Source organism: Sphingomonas sp. CFBP 13714 (assembly GCF_014842205.1).
GTDB classification, from domain to species: Bacteria; Pseudomonadota; Alphaproteobacteria; order Sphingomonadales; family Sphingomonadaceae; genus Sphingomonas; species Sphingomonas aerolata.
Map to the genome: position 1 here is coordinate 103,821 of NZ_JACYVG010000003.1, position 14,336 is coordinate 118,156.

General features: G+C 60.3%; 20 protein-coding genes and 1 pseudogene. 9 read left to right on the plus strand and 12 right to left on the minus strand.

The features are described 5' to 3' along the window. Window positions 1–117 precede the first annotated feature (117 nt). Both IFT54_RS08380 and IFT54_RS21000 read left to right on the plus strand, forming a co-directional pair. A complete protein-coding gene (locus IFT54_RS08380; protein ID WP_192070262.1) occupies window positions 118–573 on the plus strand; it encodes a GGDEF domain-containing protein in 456 nt (151 codons plus the stop codon). A 1,812-nt stretch (window positions 574–2,385) separates the two neighbouring features. Then, window positions 2,386–2,616 (plus strand): annotated as a pseudogene (locus tag IFT54_RS21000) (hypothetical protein); the annotation flags it as partial. Between the two features lie 681 nt (window positions 2,617–3,297). Here IFT54_RS21000 and IFT54_RS08385 read toward each other — a convergent pair. Together IFT54_RS08385 and IFT54_RS08390 are read right to left on the minus strand one after the other, a co-directional pair. Next, entirely contained in the window at window positions 3,298–3,477 is a 180-nt protein-coding gene (locus IFT54_RS08385; protein ID WP_192070263.1) for a hypothetical protein, read from the minus strand. Between the two features lie 314 nt (window positions 3,478–3,791). Further along, on the minus strand, window positions 3,792–3,971 hold the full coding sequence (locus tag IFT54_RS08390) for a hypothetical protein (RefSeq protein WP_159510873.1): 180 nt from the start codon (window positions 3,969–3,971) through the stop codon (window positions 3,792–3,794). A 45-nt stretch (window positions 3,972–4,016) separates the two neighbouring features. On the opposite strand from IFT54_RS08390, the gene IFT54_RS08395 reads away from it, so the two are divergent. Then, window positions 4,017–4,457: an HIRAN domain-containing protein gene (locus tag IFT54_RS08395; RefSeq protein WP_192070264.1), complete on the plus strand. Its 441-nt coding sequence runs from the start codon at window positions 4,017–4,019 to the stop codon at window positions 4,455–4,457. On the opposite strand, the gene IFT54_RS08400 is transcribed toward IFT54_RS08395, so the two are convergent. Continuing rightward, window positions 4,458–4,805, minus strand: a complete 348-nt coding sequence (locus tag IFT54_RS08400; protein WP_342212570.1) for a hypothetical protein — start codon at window positions 4,803–4,805, stop codon at window positions 4,458–4,460. A gap of 192 nt (window positions 4,806–4,997) precedes the next feature. Next, complete coding sequence (locus tag IFT54_RS08405) at window positions 4,998–5,261, minus strand: hypothetical protein (protein WP_192070266.1); 264 nt, start codon at window positions 5,259–5,261, stop codon at window positions 4,998–5,000. Between the two features lie 67 nt (window positions 5,262–5,328). Here IFT54_RS08405 and IFT54_RS08410 point away from each other — a divergent pair, with 67 nt between their 5' ends. Further along, window positions 5,329–5,997 (plus strand): Crp/Fnr family transcriptional regulator, encoded by a 669-nt coding sequence (locus tag IFT54_RS08410; protein WP_192070267.1) that lies wholly within the window; start codon window positions 5,329–5,331, stop codon window positions 5,995–5,997. Between the two features lie 570 nt (window positions 5,998–6,567). On the opposite strand, the gene IFT54_RS08415 is transcribed toward IFT54_RS08410, so the two are convergent. Beyond that, a complete protein-coding gene (locus IFT54_RS08415) occupies window positions 6,568–6,828 on the minus strand; it encodes a hypothetical protein (protein ID WP_192070268.1) in 261 nt (86 codons plus the stop codon). 456 nt (window positions 6,829–7,284) lie between these two features. Here IFT54_RS08415 and IFT54_RS08420 point away from each other — a divergent pair, with 456 nt between their 5' ends. Beyond that, window positions 7,285–7,443: a hypothetical protein gene (locus IFT54_RS08420; protein ID WP_156360414.1), complete on the plus strand. Its 159-nt coding sequence runs from the start codon at window positions 7,285–7,287 to the stop codon at window positions 7,441–7,443. Window positions 7,444–7,503: 60 nt separating this feature from the next. Here the strand turns inward: IFT54_RS08420 and IFT54_RS08425 are convergent, their stop codons facing one another. The 6 genes from IFT54_RS08425 to IFT54_RS08450 are packed head-to-tail and all read right to left on the minus strand — an operon-like array spanning window position 7,504 to window position 9,426. After that, window positions 7,504–7,767, minus strand: coding sequence for a hypothetical protein (locus tag IFT54_RS08425; RefSeq protein ID WP_192070269.1), 264 nt, complete (start codon window positions 7,765–7,767; stop codon window positions 7,504–7,506). 40 nt (window positions 7,768–7,807) lie between these two features. Continuing rightward, complete coding sequence (locus IFT54_RS08430; protein WP_056408078.1) at window positions 7,808–8,032, minus strand: hypothetical protein; 225 nt, start codon at window positions 8,030–8,032, stop codon at window positions 7,808–7,810. Then, window positions 8,029–8,292 carry a hypothetical protein gene (locus tag IFT54_RS08435; RefSeq protein WP_192070270.1) on the minus strand — a complete coding sequence of 88 codons (264 nt, stop codon included), beginning with the start codon at window positions 8,290–8,292 and terminating at the stop codon, window positions 8,029–8,031. Before IFT54_RS08435 ends, IFT54_RS08430 begins: the two co-directional genes overlap by 4 nt. Then, entirely contained in the window at window positions 8,289–8,438 is a 150-nt protein-coding gene (locus IFT54_RS08440; RefSeq protein WP_183935495.1) for a hypothetical protein, read from the minus strand. The genes IFT54_RS08435 and IFT54_RS08440 overlap by 4 nt, the downstream gene beginning before the upstream one ends. Then, complete coding sequence (locus IFT54_RS08445; protein WP_192070271.1) at window positions 8,435–9,133, minus strand: hypothetical protein; 699 nt, start codon at window positions 9,131–9,133, stop codon at window positions 8,435–8,437. The genes IFT54_RS08440 and IFT54_RS08445 overlap by 4 nt, the downstream gene beginning before the upstream one ends. Then, entirely contained in the window at window positions 9,133–9,426 is a 294-nt protein-coding gene (locus tag IFT54_RS08450; RefSeq protein ID WP_192070272.1) for a hypothetical protein, read from the minus strand. Before IFT54_RS08450 ends, IFT54_RS08445 begins: the two co-directional genes overlap by 1 nt. A gap of 217 nt (window positions 9,427–9,643) precedes the next feature. Here IFT54_RS08450 and IFT54_RS08455 point away from each other — a divergent pair, with 217 nt between their 5' ends. Genes IFT54_RS08455 through IFT54_RS08470 form a run of 4 tightly spaced genes read left to right on the plus strand, consistent with a single transcriptional unit; the run spans window position 9,644 to window position 13,485 of the window. After that, entirely contained in the window at window positions 9,644–9,859 is a 216-nt protein-coding gene (locus IFT54_RS08455; RefSeq protein ID WP_192070278.1) for a hypothetical protein, read from the plus strand. A gap of 22 nt (window positions 9,860–9,881) precedes the next feature. Beyond that, the gene (cysD, locus tag IFT54_RS08460) at window positions 9,882–10,826 is read left to right on the plus strand and encodes a sulfate adenylyltransferase subunit CysD (protein ID WP_416365587.1); all 945 of its coding nucleotides are present in this window, start codon (window positions 9,882–9,884) and stop codon (window positions 10,824–10,826) included. Beyond that, on the plus strand, window positions 10,826–12,739 hold the full coding sequence (cysN, locus tag IFT54_RS08465) for a sulfate adenylyltransferase subunit CysN (RefSeq protein WP_192070282.1): 1,914 nt from the start codon (window positions 10,826–10,828) through the stop codon (window positions 12,737–12,739). The genes cysD and cysN overlap by 1 nt, the downstream gene beginning before the upstream one ends. Beyond that, the gene (locus IFT54_RS08470) at window positions 12,736–13,485 is read left to right on the plus strand and encodes a 3'(2'),5'-bisphosphate nucleotidase CysQ (RefSeq protein WP_342354789.1); all 750 of its coding nucleotides are present in this window, start codon (window positions 12,736–12,738) and stop codon (window positions 13,483–13,485) included. Before cysN ends, IFT54_RS08470 begins: the two co-directional genes overlap by 4 nt. On the opposite strand, the gene IFT54_RS08475 is transcribed toward IFT54_RS08470, so the two are convergent. Beyond that, entirely contained in the window at window positions 13,482–14,189 is a 708-nt protein-coding gene (locus IFT54_RS08475; RefSeq protein ID WP_192070283.1) for a Crp/Fnr family transcriptional regulator, read from the minus strand. The genes IFT54_RS08470 and IFT54_RS08475 overlap by 4 nt on opposite strands. Window positions 14,190–14,336 lie beyond the last annotated feature (147 nt).

Here is a 14,336-nt window from a genome sequence, read left to right on the forward strand (position 1 = left end):
ATTACTGCCGCAGCGGCTGTTTGGAATGCCTCGATGCTTGTCCTCGGAGTGATCTTTATAATCCTCCTCGTGAGTGCCTTCCGTCGAGCGTTCGACCACGAGAGCAGGAACGCGTTGATGGACCCACTCACGGGGCTGGGCAACCGAAGGTCCTTTCAACGAGAGGGCAAGCGACAGGAGTCTTCGGCTGCTCGAGATCGCAGGATCCTATTGTGTGGCGTAATAGACTTGGATGGATTTAAGGCGGTCAACGACCAGTATGGACATGCCGCAGGCGATGAGGTGCTGCGTATCGTCGCCCATGCACTCAGCGCCTCCGTTCGGCCTTACGATATCACTGCACGCCTTGGAGGTGATGAATTTGCGTTTTGCTTAACAGTTCGAGACGAGGCCGCGGGTGAGCGAAAGTCTAGCAGCATCCATCAGGCGTTGATAGCTGCGCTTGAAACCTCACAGTGGCGTGCAACGTGTAGCTTGGGCGCTGCCACAGGAAGCGACTTTGAGCAGGCCATTCGAATTGCCGATAAGATCATGTACGAAGCAAAGTCGATCAAAAAGTCTACGGCATCTTAGTGACAATCAACACGAATATGATGAACTAATAACAAGCGTTGTCGTCGAAGCGAAATTGAAAGCGGGACTTTACAAAAGTCTGCTTCAGAGGCTCAACGCCTATTGTGGTTGACCCGTTCTAGTATCTCGCAACGCACACCTTCGCACCATATACAACCAGTGCGACAGCTGAAGCGCGAGCCTAAAACAATCAATTCATACGGTGTACTTTTCAAGTGTGATTACAATCAGTCAGGCTTAAGTCGCAGCCCAGCTTCCTTCATCGCCACCTGCCCTAGGGCCACAGCGCTCGCGTCTATAAGCGAATCCGCGAGTTTGATGGCCGCTGCGGGGGAAAGGGTCAGCGTGACTCCTGCTCCTTCAAGCCGAACGCAGCTTTTCCAGGGCGTCGCGGTAAAGCACTCAGTATCCAGTACGACGACCATCCATCTCCTATCGTCAAGCCGCAGGTGCCTGAATGGTCTAACGTATCATATTATAGATTGATTATGCGATTTATCTTAAGGGCATAGCGACGTTGTCTGGATCTCGGCAGCATCCGATGCACAGGCCTGGTGGTCCAAGCCTCCGAGCCACGCTCGGTGAGACAGCTAACGGTCGCGTAGACACACCAGCGGCCCGCTCCGCCCTGCGCTGTCTCGGGCATCACTGCCCCAAGCGCTGGTCCGTAGTGATGTTTGGGAGGGCACGCAGCAGGATAACCAAATCGGTCGGAGGCAGAGTGTGACGGCCTCATTCAACGGCATTGTGCGGCAGCGGCGTCGATCGGGCGCATATACCGAAGTCAGCAACGCGCGGGCAGCATCGGCAGCAAAGATTTGCAGTTAATTAACTTTAACCGCATTAAGTCGCGATTACTCAACAGTTCTAATGCATAAATCCCCTTGTCGAAAGACGAGCACTTTTAACTTAGGGGGGTTCAAATGCGCTACTGGCCAATCGGCAAGCCCATCCGCGGGTAACATTGTCATCAGCCTGGTAATAACTATTGTTATCATTGACACATCCCGCTGGGTGTAAACAAGTCCGTGACTAAGACAATGGTGAACCTTACAACGGCTGAAGTTAAAAATGCCCGGCTTTCCGAGCCGGGCATTTTTTCCGTTCGCGACCGCGTCATATGTCTAACTGGCATCTCATCGCTGCAGGCCCGAGGAGCAAGACCAAGGGGTCTCACTGCTTTTCACAAAGCAGTGTGCGCAGTTTTAAACAGCCCGCCTACCTTATAACTAATCCTAGGCGTTCGTTACGCCACACTACTGCAGCGGCCCTTCATTGATCGCATCGACAGCTGCAGCGACGCGCGCCCAATCGGAGTGGTGGGGATCATCGCCCATTATATCAAGCAAAGTGGCGACGACAGGTGCCGACTCCAGTACGCCATGCGTCCGGACAACGTCCCACGCCTTCAGCCACACTTCTCGGTCGCTCATCATCGAGCAAGGCCATGTGTCAGCGGCCGATCCGGGTAAACTATCTGCACAGCGCAATGAGCTGCCTTAAGGGTCCAGTCTTCCGACGAGTGCTCCAACGGCAATCACGGCCGCAATGAGTGCCCAACCCTCCCACGTTCGCGGCGTCCATCCTATTCCGACAACCTTTGGCTGAAACCATGTTTTTAGATCGTTCATCTTAATTCCATCGATGTCGAGTCGCCGTTGCACAGAGTAATTTAGACCGTCCGATACGAGGGGCAAAACCTTACATCCCCACAATGGACGAACTGACCACCTCCATTGTCGGCATCGACATCCCGGGCGAGGACAAGAGCAAGAGCACCGGCATATGTAGTACGCGCGGTGTTCGCCTGGACCAGCGGTCGCGTTGCGCCTCAAGCCGACCAACCCGTACGACGAGCACACCGTTGCCATCTTCAACGAGCGCGGCATTCAGATGGGCTATGCAAGCGCTGACGGTGCGCCGCTGATCGGCAAGCAGATGAAATCGCCGTCTTCCAGGCGATACACAAAAGCGGCACCGACATCCGGATCCGGTTCGGAGGCGGGGTGCTTACTCTGCCCGACCGGGTCCCCGCTGTTCTAAAACGCCCGCCTCCCCGCAAGGCGCGGCCGGCCCAGCGACTGGTCGACGACCCCATGCATTCTACCCCGACCAACTGGGCCCGAGTTCAGCGCTTAACATTGGTCTTCGAGTGCGGTTTGACGTATGTTTGCAATATGAAGCCCAGCAAGTTCGTCCCGTACTATGAGCGACTGTTAGGGCGAGCGCTTGGGGCTGACGAACGCGACGCGATCACTGAGGCCCGCGGCAAAAGTGTTGGGAAACGGGACGCCGTAAAAGCAATGCGTGCGGCACTGCTCAAGATGGTGCCTGAAGCGCACGCTAAAACCCGGATTTTTGATTTAACTCAACGCTCGGGAGACAACGCACCCGCGTTCCAACCTAGTGAATTTGCACCAGTGGCGGCGCAAGATCCATAGGCACCATCTTCGGCATGGTGAAGTGCATCGGCCAAAAAAGAAGCCACTAGCGGATTGTTAGATGCGTCGGCGACATGAAGCGCCCATGCGATCGCGGAACGCAAAATTTCTGCGTCGTGTCCAAAGGGCGTATTCATAGGTGGTTTTGTTACAAAGTAGATCGGCAGAGGCCAAGCCATCCTTCGACAATCAGGGTTAAAATCAATGTATGTTCCTTTTTGTCAGCGCGTACGTTTGTCGGGAATGCGCGTATTCCCAACTACCCTAGGCATAACTTGGCCGACTAACTGTTCCCACGCACAGCAGCCTGCCGTTTGGCATGAGCGGACGCGGCCAACAGATCCTTCGCTGAGGCCAAAGCTGCTTCGCGTGTCATCGCCATAGCGTATCCACCAGCCTCCACTAAAACCGCGCCCTCGACGGCAATCGCAGTGAACGGGTTAATGCGCAGCGTGTCAGCCATTTGTAGACTCCTAACTTATCAATAGGAGAATACATTATCATCGGTCGGCCATCCTCGATTAGATACCGCGTTCACAACATACGTTAATTCATGTAGCTATCTGTGCGGACGGGACTGATTTTGACAGTTCCGCCTCGTCATCGTGATGCGGCCGTTAACGGACCATGGCGCAGCCGACGAGATGTTGATTGGACAGCGGAAACGCCGCTTCGACTTTGAGCGTGGCAGCAGGTCAATCACATGGATCAGCACCATTCGCCAACACGCTCAAACCAAGGAACCGTATGCTCTCGAGTTCATGGGGTTCGGATCGGTCATTGCGGGGTGGCCTCGGCGATCTCGTCGACGGCAGCGGCAACCTGGAGCCATTCGCTCCACCTGGGCTCCTCGTCGAGACTGTTCACGATGGCGCGGATTGCCGAGCCCGCCTCTCGCGTCCCATAGGTCTCGACGATCGCCATCGCCTTGAGCCAGACTTCTCGGTCAGTGATCATACGCGAAACCTATGCGGGGCGGACCGATTAAGGCAAACCATCCTTATGGACGAATTAACCACATCCATTGTCGGCATCGACTTTCCAAACGAGGACAAGAGCAAGAGCAACCGGCGCATGGAGTGCATGCTTTGCGCGCCGGGCGACGCGGTCGAGCTGCGCCTCGAGCCGGCCAACCCGTTCGACAATAATGCCGTTGCCATCTTCAGCGATCGCGGCACCCAGCTAGGCTATGTCAGCGCCGAGCGCGCGCCGCTCATTGGCAAGCGGATGAAGGAAGGCGAGATGATCGCCGTCTTCCAGGCGATGCACGGAAGCGGCGCTTACATCCGAATACGGTTCGGAGGCGGTGTCCCTACCCTGCCCGACCCGATCCCCGATGTGCCGAAGCGCCCGCCTCCTCGCCAGGCGCGGCCAGCGCAGCGACCGGTCTACGATCCCCACGCGTTCTATCCTGACGAGGAAGGACCCGAGTGGGGAGCGTGATCAGCCAAACATATCCCGCTGGACCTCGTAGTCGGAGATGCGGAATCGCCGGCTGATGAACTCAATAAGCTGTTGACCTGCTTCGGTCGGAGCCAATTTGTAACCTTTGCAGACTTCACAATGAAAGCTCGCCCTCATTTGACCAGGTTGGGCTGGCGATGAATTTCCCGTTCCTCCGCACGCTCTGCAGGGTTCCTCAAGGTCCGGTAGACGATCGTTCTGGATGCTCATGTCGGAGGTCCTATCTAGCGCCATTGGATCCTCGAAAGTGAGGAACTGCCGCACAACGACAGCATCGACTGATCCGCTCTCCGGTTCAAGGACAGGGCTTTTTGGCAATGCTATCATGCCGGCTATTTGGCCGGGTTGCGCCCAGAGCCTACGCAGCTTCGATTAAACAAAATTGGTTTGGCATATCGGGACAGTTGCTCTACCCCATTCCTTGCCTGCTGACGGAATTCTGTCGGCATCGGCATCACCCCTTACCTTGGGCGGCTCAGGCTGCCCTTTTTTTGTGCGCTAGCTATGTGAGCGCCCGTTCTAGCCGAACGAGCATGGGTCGGAGTGGGGTGCCTGACCGATCGCTGCCCGCTGTTGCTGCCGAGCCAAGGTGCATCCGGCAAGCAGCTGATCGGACAGCGCTGACGCCGCTTCAATGTCGAGTGTGACAGCGAGGCCAGGGCCGTCGATCAGCACCAGCCCCTCATTGGCCGAGACGCATAAAACTTCAGCTCGCAAGGTGATCAGCATGCCGATTCTCCCACCGGCAATCAGCGGCCAGTGGCTGCGGATCGTTCCAAGCATTGATCCACGGCAGCACGAAATTAAATGAACTTGTCGAGTGCGGCTCTCTCGAGAAGGAGGGCCCCGAATGATCGAAAGTAAAATTGCCAACGTAATCGAGGTTCCAGCGCGAGAGCCGTTAGCATGCCGTGGGGAAGAGGTCGTCAAAAGCACACTGCTTCTAGAAGGCTTTGCATGCAGATATAAAAACGACCAGACCGGTGCGCGCCAAGCGGTCGGAATACATGTACCTGGCGACTTTGTTGATCTCCACGCGTTGCCGTTAAAGCAACTTGATCATGACATCGTAACTATTGGTGAGGTTAAGGTTGCCACATTTGACCGTCAAGACTTGACGGATATAACACAAAAATCGCCCCGCCTCGCAAATGCTTTTTGGTTTAGCACTTTGTTAGACGCCGCAATACATCGGAAATGGATATTTTCGCATGGACGACATCGTGCAGAAGCACGGATTGCAAACTTTTTATGCGAGATATACGTGCGCCTCGACATGGTCGGCCTGGTCACGGATAACGCGTTTCACTTTCCATTGACCCAGCCTGACATTGGCGAGGTGACAGGGCTTACAGGCGTTCACGTTAATCGTGTACTGCGATGGCTCCGTAATCGAGGCCTCTTTGTAGTAGACAAACGCCGTATCCAAATCCTTGACTATGACGGACTTGCTAGGCTTGGGGAATTTGACCCGGACTACCTGTTTCATTCGTTTGCCAGACCAGAGCATGCTCCTTAAACGGAGGAAAGGTTGAGCGGACGCGATGCCGTCTTTTAGGCGATGCACGGAAGCGGCGCATACATCCGAATACGGTTCGGAGGTGGTGTCCCTACCCTGCCCGACCCGGTCCCCGATGTTCCGAAGCGCCCGCCTCCCCGTCACGCGCGGCCGGCGCAGCGACCGGTTTACGATCCCCACGCGTTCTATCCGGACGAAGAAGGCCCCGAGTGGGGAGCCTAAACCGGGCCGCTACTTGCCTACCGCTTGCGCCCGCTTGGCAGAAACAGAGACCACGTCAATCTGAAGTAAACCACTAGTTCGATGGTCGCTATCACCCAAAAAGTTCTCTTCGTCGCTATCACGCATGCCGCATGTTTCGGGCCTTCTAGACAGTCGCCCATCGTGAAGAGGGATAGCACGATAAGGCCGCCAAATACGAACCCGACGCTCCAAATGATTAAAACGACGATCTTCAACGGGTTCACTGGACACTCCATCCCCGGCTACCCAGCTCGCGCACCTATGCGCCGTTCAACACGCAAAGTCTCGCGGATGCTATCCTGATGAGGAAGGCCCCGAGTGGGGCACTTAGGGCTCATACCCTTCTAAAAACGGGCTGCCCCGACCTGCGACAGGACTAAATCCTGTGAGGTAAGTTCGCGTCCAGTTTAGCAGTTCCAAGCCGTTCAGGTCGTCAGAATCGTTTCTTATCTCGGCATAGGCAAGTCCGAGCCGTTCACGAAAGTCCGCTTCAATGCCTGGCATGTGCTTTTCCAGCACCTGAACGAGCACCGTAACCATCACCGCCGTCGCGTTCTTTGTCGTCTTCAGACTCTCGTCGGTCACCATTGTCATTCTCCTTGTTCGGAGAGACTATGTGCCGCGACCGGATCGGTCCAGAGGCGCACCGAGCGGTTTGAATCTCCCCTGTGCCGACCATCTGGTCGAGGTAGGTCCAGCGCTTCCGGCCGCTCATCGTGACGAGGACTGCGGCCGATCTCCGCGGGGACTTGATATCGCATGCCGTGGAGCAATCTGCTGGCTGGGCACCTTGGCCGGCCAATGCACGATGCCATCACCATGAGGCTTGCATCCGAGGGCTTGGAATAGGTCAGCACCGTCTGTGCGGCGGGGTGCTACGGACAGCATATCCTGCTGGATGACTGCGCAACGGGCAATATTTGCCTGTATATCCTTATCAGCGGCGGCGCCTTCATATATTACTAGCCCGCCAACGGCGATGGTCAGTATAGTCGCGATTGCCGTTGCAAGTTTGCCCTTGCCGTCGTCCGCTAAAGCGACAGAATGCCCGGCAATTATTGCGAGCCCGGCACCAAGGCCTATCGTTGCAAGGTGGACAGGGTTTGCAAGCGCCATTTCCCCCTGGGCAAAGAAGCCGACGACAACGGCCGCGAGTCCAAAGCCCCAAAAGTGCAAGATCCAACGATCATGTTTATCTTTTAGGTTCATGCGGATAAGTTATCCCGTACCGATCCGAGTGTCCATGCACTGCCCGCCCTCGGATCAGCCACAGGCGTTCTCTAGACTGCCCTGTGCGCGGGCAAAGTCGAGCAATGCTTGGCCTTCGGCGGTAGGAACCCAGACCATGTCACCGTCGCTGGCCTCGATGCCGAAGTCGTTGGCTGGGTCGTACAGCCGCTCTTTTGTCAGGCCGATCTTTTTGCACGTAGCCTGCAAGTCGCAGCCGTCCCAGTCGTAGCCCTCCTGCATGTGTTCGATTGCGGCGGCAAAGAGCCGGGCGGCCGCGATCATAGTTTCATCGGTCATGCACTCGCGCTCCTGTATCGGGGATTGAGGGTGTCGATGATCATGCGCGCTCCCGCGCGGCGGCTTCGCGGCGCTTGCGCTCTTGGTCGACGATGTAATCGGCGGCATGTTCGTCATCGGGGTGAATGAAGCACCCGTCGTAATCGGGCGCTCGCCGGTGGCGGACGCCCGTGCCTTTGAAGGTGAACGCAGAGTCCGATCGCCACTGCCAGCGTGCGCCGCCGATCGTCCGATACAGGGCGGCGCCTTGCTTAAGCTTCGTCATGCGGCGGCCTTCCGGATGAATCGCTGATGCACCGCCATCGCACTGACGATCGCGACCGATCCGGCGAGGGCATAGACGAGGGACTCGGCAGCGCCGGCGTCCGGGCCGGTGATCCGCCGCCAGACCGCCGCCTGCGAGATCCCAATGAAGAACGACGTCCCGGCGGCCCATCCATAATTGCCGTGGTTGACGTTCTTGCTCTGGAACCCGAGGGCGAAGACCTGGACGAAGCTGACCAGCGCGAGGATGACGAGGGTCATGCGGCGAGCTCCCGAATGTATTGCAGACGCCGCTTCACGCCTTGCGCGGTACGCCCGATCCGCTTTCCGATGACGGAATAGGCCAGACCGCTCGCCCGCAATGAGATCGCGGCGTTTGTCTCCTCGGCTGTCCAGTCTGGCTTCATGCCGCCATCCTTTCGAGTTTATCGGCATATGCCCGCACACCCGACCACTCGTCAGGCGTGCCGGCGAACAGACGAAGTCGGTAGCGGTGATGGTTCTGAGCGAGACTGGTGCTGTCACAGCTCACGAACGGGTAGTCTCCACCGACCGCGACACCGCGGAGCATGTGGAGGGGGTGCCAGTAATTCCCCAGAAGCGCCGCGACCTCGTCCATGCGCCGACGATACGCATCACATCCGACAGGCTCACGCTTCGGGTCACCTATCCAACCAAGGCAGACCCGATCGTACCGCTCGCATAGGCGCGCCAAGCGGTCGAGCGGGCCATCCATGTGCCAGACTGGCGCGCCTCGCGACCGACCGTATGGCCAGTCGTTCAATAAGCCGTCGTTGATCTGGGACGGTGCGGCAGGACGGTCAGGGATCACCGCCCAGCGCCCGGCTTCATAGAGCCTGCCCGCAAGCCAATTATAGTACGGGGTCCAGTCGGAGCGGCCTGCCTCAATTGGGTCAATGCCAGCCCGCACGGCCTGCATCCAGAAGCTGAACGCTCCGTTGTCATACATGATATGCGGCGCCATCGCCTCGACCGCCTCGACACTATCGGGCCGATAGTAGCTGACGCAGAACGATCGGCCGGAAACGGCGTCTAGCGCGGGAGCGGGCGTCACCGGCGTGCCGTGATAAACGGTTGCCATCAGCGTTCCCACCGCGCGTAGATACGCTCGAGCGGGCGAGACACGTCCACCTGCACACACATGCTATCGTTGACCCGCTCGGCTATCCGCTGAGCGATGTCTTCACCCCACGAAAGCTCAACGCCAAGCTCGGTGTGATCGAGACGGCGTAGGATCGCGGCAAGCTGCTCTTGCCGATGCGCCGCGTTCGGCCGCCCGGTGAACCAAGCCGTCACTTCCCAGCTATGACCGTGGAGCGCACCTGACTTGAGGTCGCGGTGGGCGGCGCAGAATATGCCGCCGACGCCGGTCAACGTCCTCACGACGGACACCGCGAATTAACTGCATTGAGGCTCTGACGGTTTTCCATTTCACACCCTTCGTCTCGGTGGAAACAGCGGAGGTTTTCCGGTATTCTCGCGTCAGAAGCGCAGAGTTCTGCCGTGTCGGGTTAATTGACAATTAACCAACCCCGACCCTGCGCAAACGGCGCAATTCCGCGCTTGGCACGACCGTTGCTAGGTTGCGGCAATGTGGAAACGCTTTTGCCGCCTGTTCGTGATCAAGACCAAGTTCGAGGCGTATCTCGTCATCTACGGGCTCGGTCTCGGGGCGGTCGAACGTGGCAGCCATTATCTGGAGCAGTATCCCGGCTATGGCGGCTGGCTGCTCGCGGCGGCCTGTTCGACCGCGGTATTCATGGCGGGCGGGCGGCTGATCGACTCGGTCGACCAGCCGCGCGACTGATCGCGCTTTCGCGGCCAACAGTATAAGTTCGTCGCACACCGCGTCGGCGGGCCTATCTGGGAACGCAATGACCGGGCTCACACATCTGCAACGCCTCGAAGCCGAGAGCATCCACATCCTGCGCGAAGTCGTCGCCGAGGCCGAGCGCCCGGTGATGCTCTATTCGGTCGGCAAGGATTCCGCCGTGATGCTGCATCTGGCGAAGAAGGCGTTCTTCCCCGCGCGTCCGCCCTTCCCGCTGCTGCATGTCGACACGACGTGGAAATTCCGCGCGATGTACGATCTGCGCGATCGCGCCGCGGCGGAAGCCGGGGTGGAACTGATCGTCCACACCAATCCCGAGGCGAAAGCGCTCGGGATCAATCCGTTCGACCATGGCAGCCGCCACACGGACATGTGGAAGACCGACGGGCTGAAGCAGGCGCTGACTGCGGGCGGCTATGATGCGGCGTTTGGCGGCGCGCGGCGCGACGAGGAGAAGAGCCGCGCCAAGGAGCGCATCTTTAGCTTCCGCTCGGCAAGCCATGGATGGGATCCGAAAGCACAGCGCCCCGAACTCTGGCGTCTGTACAATACGCGGATCGCGAAGGGCGAGAGCATCCGCGTCTTCCCGCTGTCCAACTGGACCGAACTCGACATCTGGCAATATATCCTGGCCGAAGGGATCGAGATCGTCCCGCTCTACTTCGCCGCGCCGCGCCCTACCGTCGAGCGCGACGGGATGCTGCTGATGGTCGATGACGAACGGTTCCGTTTTCGCGAAGGCGAAGTCGCGGTCGATCGGTCGATCCGCTTCCGGACGCTCGGCTGCTACCCGCTGACCGGCGCGGTCGAAAGCGAGGCGGCGACGCTGCCCGACGTCATCCAGGAAATGCTGCTGACGACGACCAGCGAGCGTCAGGGCCGCGCGATCGATCATGATCAGGCGGCGAGCATGGAGAAGAAGAAGCGCGAGGGGTATTTCTGATGTCCGCCTATACGCCCGAGGCGCTGATCGCGTCGGATATCGACGCCTATCTCGATACGCATGCGAACAAGTCGATGCTGCGTTTCATCACCTGCGGCTCGGTCGATGACGGCAAGTCGACGCTGATCGGCCGGCTGCTCTATGATTCCAAGACGATCTTCGAGGACCAGCTCGCAGCGCTCGAGGCGGACAGCCGCCGGGTCGGCACGCAGGGGCAAAATATCGACTTCGCGCTGCTGGTCGACGGTCTTGCCGCAGAGCGGGAACAAGGCATCACGATCGACGTCGCCTATCGCTTTTTCTCGACCGAAAAGCGCAAGTTCATCGTCGCGGACACGCCGGGGCACGAGCAATATACGCGCAACATGGTCACCGGCGCGTCGACCGCGGACCTTGCCGTCATCCTGATCGATGCGCGCAAGGGCGTGCTGACCCAGACCCGCCGTCACGGCTATCTGGCGCACCTTGTCGGCATTCGCGAGATCGTGCTCGCGGTGAACAAGATGGATCTGGTCGGCCATGACGAGGCGCGGTTCGACGCGATCGTCGCGGACTATCGCGCCTTTGCCGCGTCGATCGGTATCGACCGCTTCACCGCGATCCCGCTGTCGGGGCTGACCGGCGAGAATGTCGCGACCCAAGCGGCGACGATGCCCTGGTACACCGGATTGCCGCTGCTCGCGCATCTCGAGACCGTGCCGATCGACGTCGACGCGCGCCAGGCGCAGCCGTTCAGGCTGCCCGTGCAATGGGTGAATCGCCCCGATCTCGACTTCCGCGGCTTTGCCGGCATGATCGCCAGCGGCACCGTGCGCCCCGGCGACAGCGTCCGCGTCGTCCCGTCGGGAAAGACGACGACCGTCGCGCGGATCGTCGCGCTCGGCGGTGACCTGACCGAGGCGGTCGCCGGCCAGTCCGTGACGATCGTGCTCGCCGACGAGGTCGATTGCTCGCGCGGCGACGTGATCGCCGCGGCCGATGCGCCGCCCGAGGCCGCCGACCAGTTCCTGGCCACGATCGTCTGGATGTCCGACACGCCGCTCGTACCCGGCCGCGGCTATCAGCTGAAGCTCGGCACCCAGGTCGTCGGGGCGACGGTCCAGCCGCCGCGTCACGTCGTCGACGTGAACACGCAGGCCGAATTGTCCGCCTCGACGCTCGCACTCAACGATATCGGGGTCGCGGAGGTCTATGCCGACCGGGCGATCGTGTTCGAGCCTTATGCCGACGGTGCCGATCTCGGCGGCTTCATCCTGATCGACCGCGCGACCAACGCGACCGTCGCGGCGGGAATGATCGGATCGGCGCTGCGCCGTGCGCAGAACGTCCACTGGCAATCGATCGACGTCACGCGCGAGGCGCATGCCGCGCAAAAGGGTCAGTCGCCCAGGATACTCTGGTTCACCGGCCTGTCGGGCTCGGGCAAGTCGACGATCGCGAACCTGGTCGAGAAGAAGCTGTTCGCGCTCGGCCGGCACAGCTTCCTGCTCGACGGCGACAATATCCGTCACGGGCTCAACCGCGACCTCGATTTCACCGAAGCCGGGCGGATCGAGAATATCCGCCGGATCGGCGAGGTCGCACGGCTGATGGCGGATGCCGGGCTGATCGTGCTGACCGCGTTCATCTCGCCGTTCCGCGCGGAGCGGGACATGGTGCGTTCGATGGTCGCGCCGGGCGAGTTCGTCGAAATCTTCGTCGACACTCCGCTCGCCTCGGCCGAGGCACGCGACGTCAAGGGGCTCTACGCCAAGGCACGCGCGGGCGAGATCGCAGACTTCACCGGTATATCGAGCCCGTACGAGGCGCCGCAGTCTCCCGACATCCGCATTGATACGACCCGCGAGAGCCCGGAGGCCGCAGCTGAGCGCATCGTCGAACATGTCATCGGCGTCTGGAGCTACGACCTGTGACGACCGACCTGACTGATGCCGGACTCGCGCGCTCGGTGGCGCTAGAGGCAGGCGCGCTCCTGCAGGAAATCCGGGCGCGAGGGACGATCGCGGGGGCGGCGATGGGGGCGGCGGGCGACCGCGAGGCCAATATGCTGATCATCGACCGGCTGCGCGCCGAACGACCGGACGATTTCATCCTGTCCGAAGAATCGCTCGACGATCGCAGCCGCTGTGCAGCGCAGCGTGTCTGGATCGTCGACCCGCTCGACGGCACACGCGAATATGCCGAGGGCCTCGACGACTGGGCGGTGCATATCGGCCTCGCGATCGATGGCGTCCCGCGCGTCGGTGCGGTTGCGGTGCCTGCGCGCGACGCGGTCTTCGCGACCGACGATCCGGCACGGCCCTGGGCGCCCCCAGGCGAACCGCTGCGGATCGTCGTCAGCCGCTCGCGTGCGCCGGACATCGCCCGTCGCGTCGGTGTCGCGATGGGGGCGACGATGGTCCCGATGGGATCGGCGGGTGCCAAGGCGATGGCCGTCGTCGATGGCCGTGCCGACGCCTATCTTCATGACGGCGGCCAGTATGAATGGGATAATTGCGCCCCGGCTGCGGTTGCGATCGCCGCGGGACTGCATGCGTCGCGGATCGACGGCAGCCCGCTTGTCTACAACTGCGTCGATCCGCTGCTCCCCGATCTCCTGATCTGCCGTCCCGAACTCGCCGCGTCGATCCTCGCGGCCCTGGCCGCAGCGCGCGACTAGTCGGCCTTGGGCCTCACGTGGAGATAGCGGCTCGAAAAGTCCGCGACCTCGCGCAACGCGGTCCAGCTGGGAATGCTGATCCATCGTCTGGTACGGACGATCAGCCCTTCGCTTTCGAGCAGCTTCATCGTCCGGTTGACATGGACCGCGGTCAGCCCGAGCGCATCACCGATCTGTTCCTGTGACATCGGCAGCTCATAGCCCCTGACCCCGTCGAGACCCTGCGCCTCGAGCCGCGCCGCGAACTCGCACAGGAAATGCGCCAGCCGGGTTCGCGCATCGCGCCGCCCGACGTTCAGCGCCCATTCGCGAAAGATCGATCCCTCCACCAGCGTGTTGACGAACAGCGCGTGACCGATTGCCGGATGCGACGAGGCCAGGCTCTGCAGCGCCGCGCGCGGAATGATCGCCACCTCGGCACGCGTCAGCGTCTGGACGTTGTGGTCCGCGAGATCGAGAAACAGATGCTGGAGATCGAGCGGCTCGCCGGGAATGTGCAGCGACACGATCTGCCGCAACCCGTCGCCGGTGACCTTCTGGCGAAACGCATAGCCCGAAACCAGCACCGAGCAATGCTGGAGACTGTCGCCCTCGCGGACGAGATAGGCGGATGCATCGAACGTGCGGACATGGTGCGGCAGGGCCTGGATCGCCTCGCGATCACGTCGGTCAAGCGTCGCATGGGTCTCGAGCTTCCGGATCATCAGCGCGAGGGGCGATGTTGCAGTCTTTGCGGGGGTCGGGGACGATGGAGCGATGGCCAACGCAGTTCTCCAGTCGGTGTGACGGGAGCGCGCGCATCTCTCTGTCGTCGGCGGTCAGGAACGGACCAACGATGGTAGCGCTATAGC

Coding starts and splice junctions, on each gene's coding strand:
- cysN (WP_192070282.1), top strand. CDS start 10,826: ATGTCCGCCTATACGCCCGAGGCGCTGATCGCGTCGGATATCGACGCC.
- IFT54_RS08420 (WP_156360414.1), top strand. CDS start 7,285: ATGCCCGGCAATTATTGCGAGCCCGGCACCAAGGCCTATCGTTGCAAG.
- IFT54_RS08405 (WP_192070266.1), bottom strand. CDS start 5,261: ATGCTTGGAACGATCCGCAGCCACTGGCCGCTGATTGCCGGTGGGAGA.
- IFT54_RS08430 (WP_056408078.1), bottom strand. CDS start 8,032: ATGACGAAGCTTAAGCAAGGCGCCGCCCTGTATCGGACGATCGGCGGC.
- IFT54_RS08395 (WP_192070264.1), top strand. CDS start 4,017: ATGGACGAATTAACCACATCCATTGTCGGCATCGACTTTCCAAACGAG.
- IFT54_RS08385 (WP_192070263.1), bottom strand. CDS start 3,477: ATGGCTGACACGCTGCGCATTAACCCGTTCACTGCGATTGCCGTCGAG.
- IFT54_RS08445 (WP_192070271.1), bottom strand. CDS start 9,133: ATGGCAACCGTTTATCACGGCACGCCGGTGACGCCCGCTCCCGCGCTA.
- IFT54_RS08415 (WP_192070268.1), bottom strand. CDS start 6,828: ATGGTGACCGACGAGAGTCTGAAGACGACAAAGAACGCGACGGCGGTG.
- IFT54_RS08455 (WP_192070278.1), top strand. CDS start 9,644: ATGTGGAAACGCTTTTGCCGCCTGTTCGTGATCAAGACCAAGTTCGAG.
- IFT54_RS08440 (WP_183935495.1), bottom strand. CDS start 8,438: ATGAAGCCAGACTGGACAGCCGAGGAGACAAACGCCGCGATCTCATTG.
- IFT54_RS08425 (WP_192070269.1), bottom strand. CDS start 7,767: ATGACCGATGAAACTATGATCGCGGCCGCCCGGCTCTTTGCCGCCGCA.
- IFT54_RS08390 (WP_159510873.1), bottom strand. CDS start 3,971: ATGATCACTGACCGAGAAGTCTGGCTCAAGGCGATGGCGATCGTCGAG.
- IFT54_RS08400 (WP_342212570.1), bottom strand. CDS start 4,805: ATGATAGCATTGCCAAAAAGCCCTGTCCTTGAACCGGAGAGCGGATCA.
- IFT54_RS08435 (WP_192070270.1), bottom strand. CDS start 8,292: ATGACCCTCGTCATCCTCGCGCTGGTCAGCTTCGTCCAGGTCTTCGCC.
- IFT54_RS08475 (WP_192070283.1), bottom strand. CDS start 14,189: ATGATCCGGAAGCTCGAGACCCATGCGACGCTTGACCGACGTGATCGC.
- IFT54_RS08380 (WP_192070262.1), top strand. CDS start 118: ATGGACCCACTCACGGGGCTGGGCAACCGAAGGTCCTTTCAACGAGAG.
- IFT54_RS08410 (WP_192070267.1), top strand. CDS start 5,329: ATGATCGAAAGTAAAATTGCCAACGTAATCGAGGTTCCAGCGCGAGAG.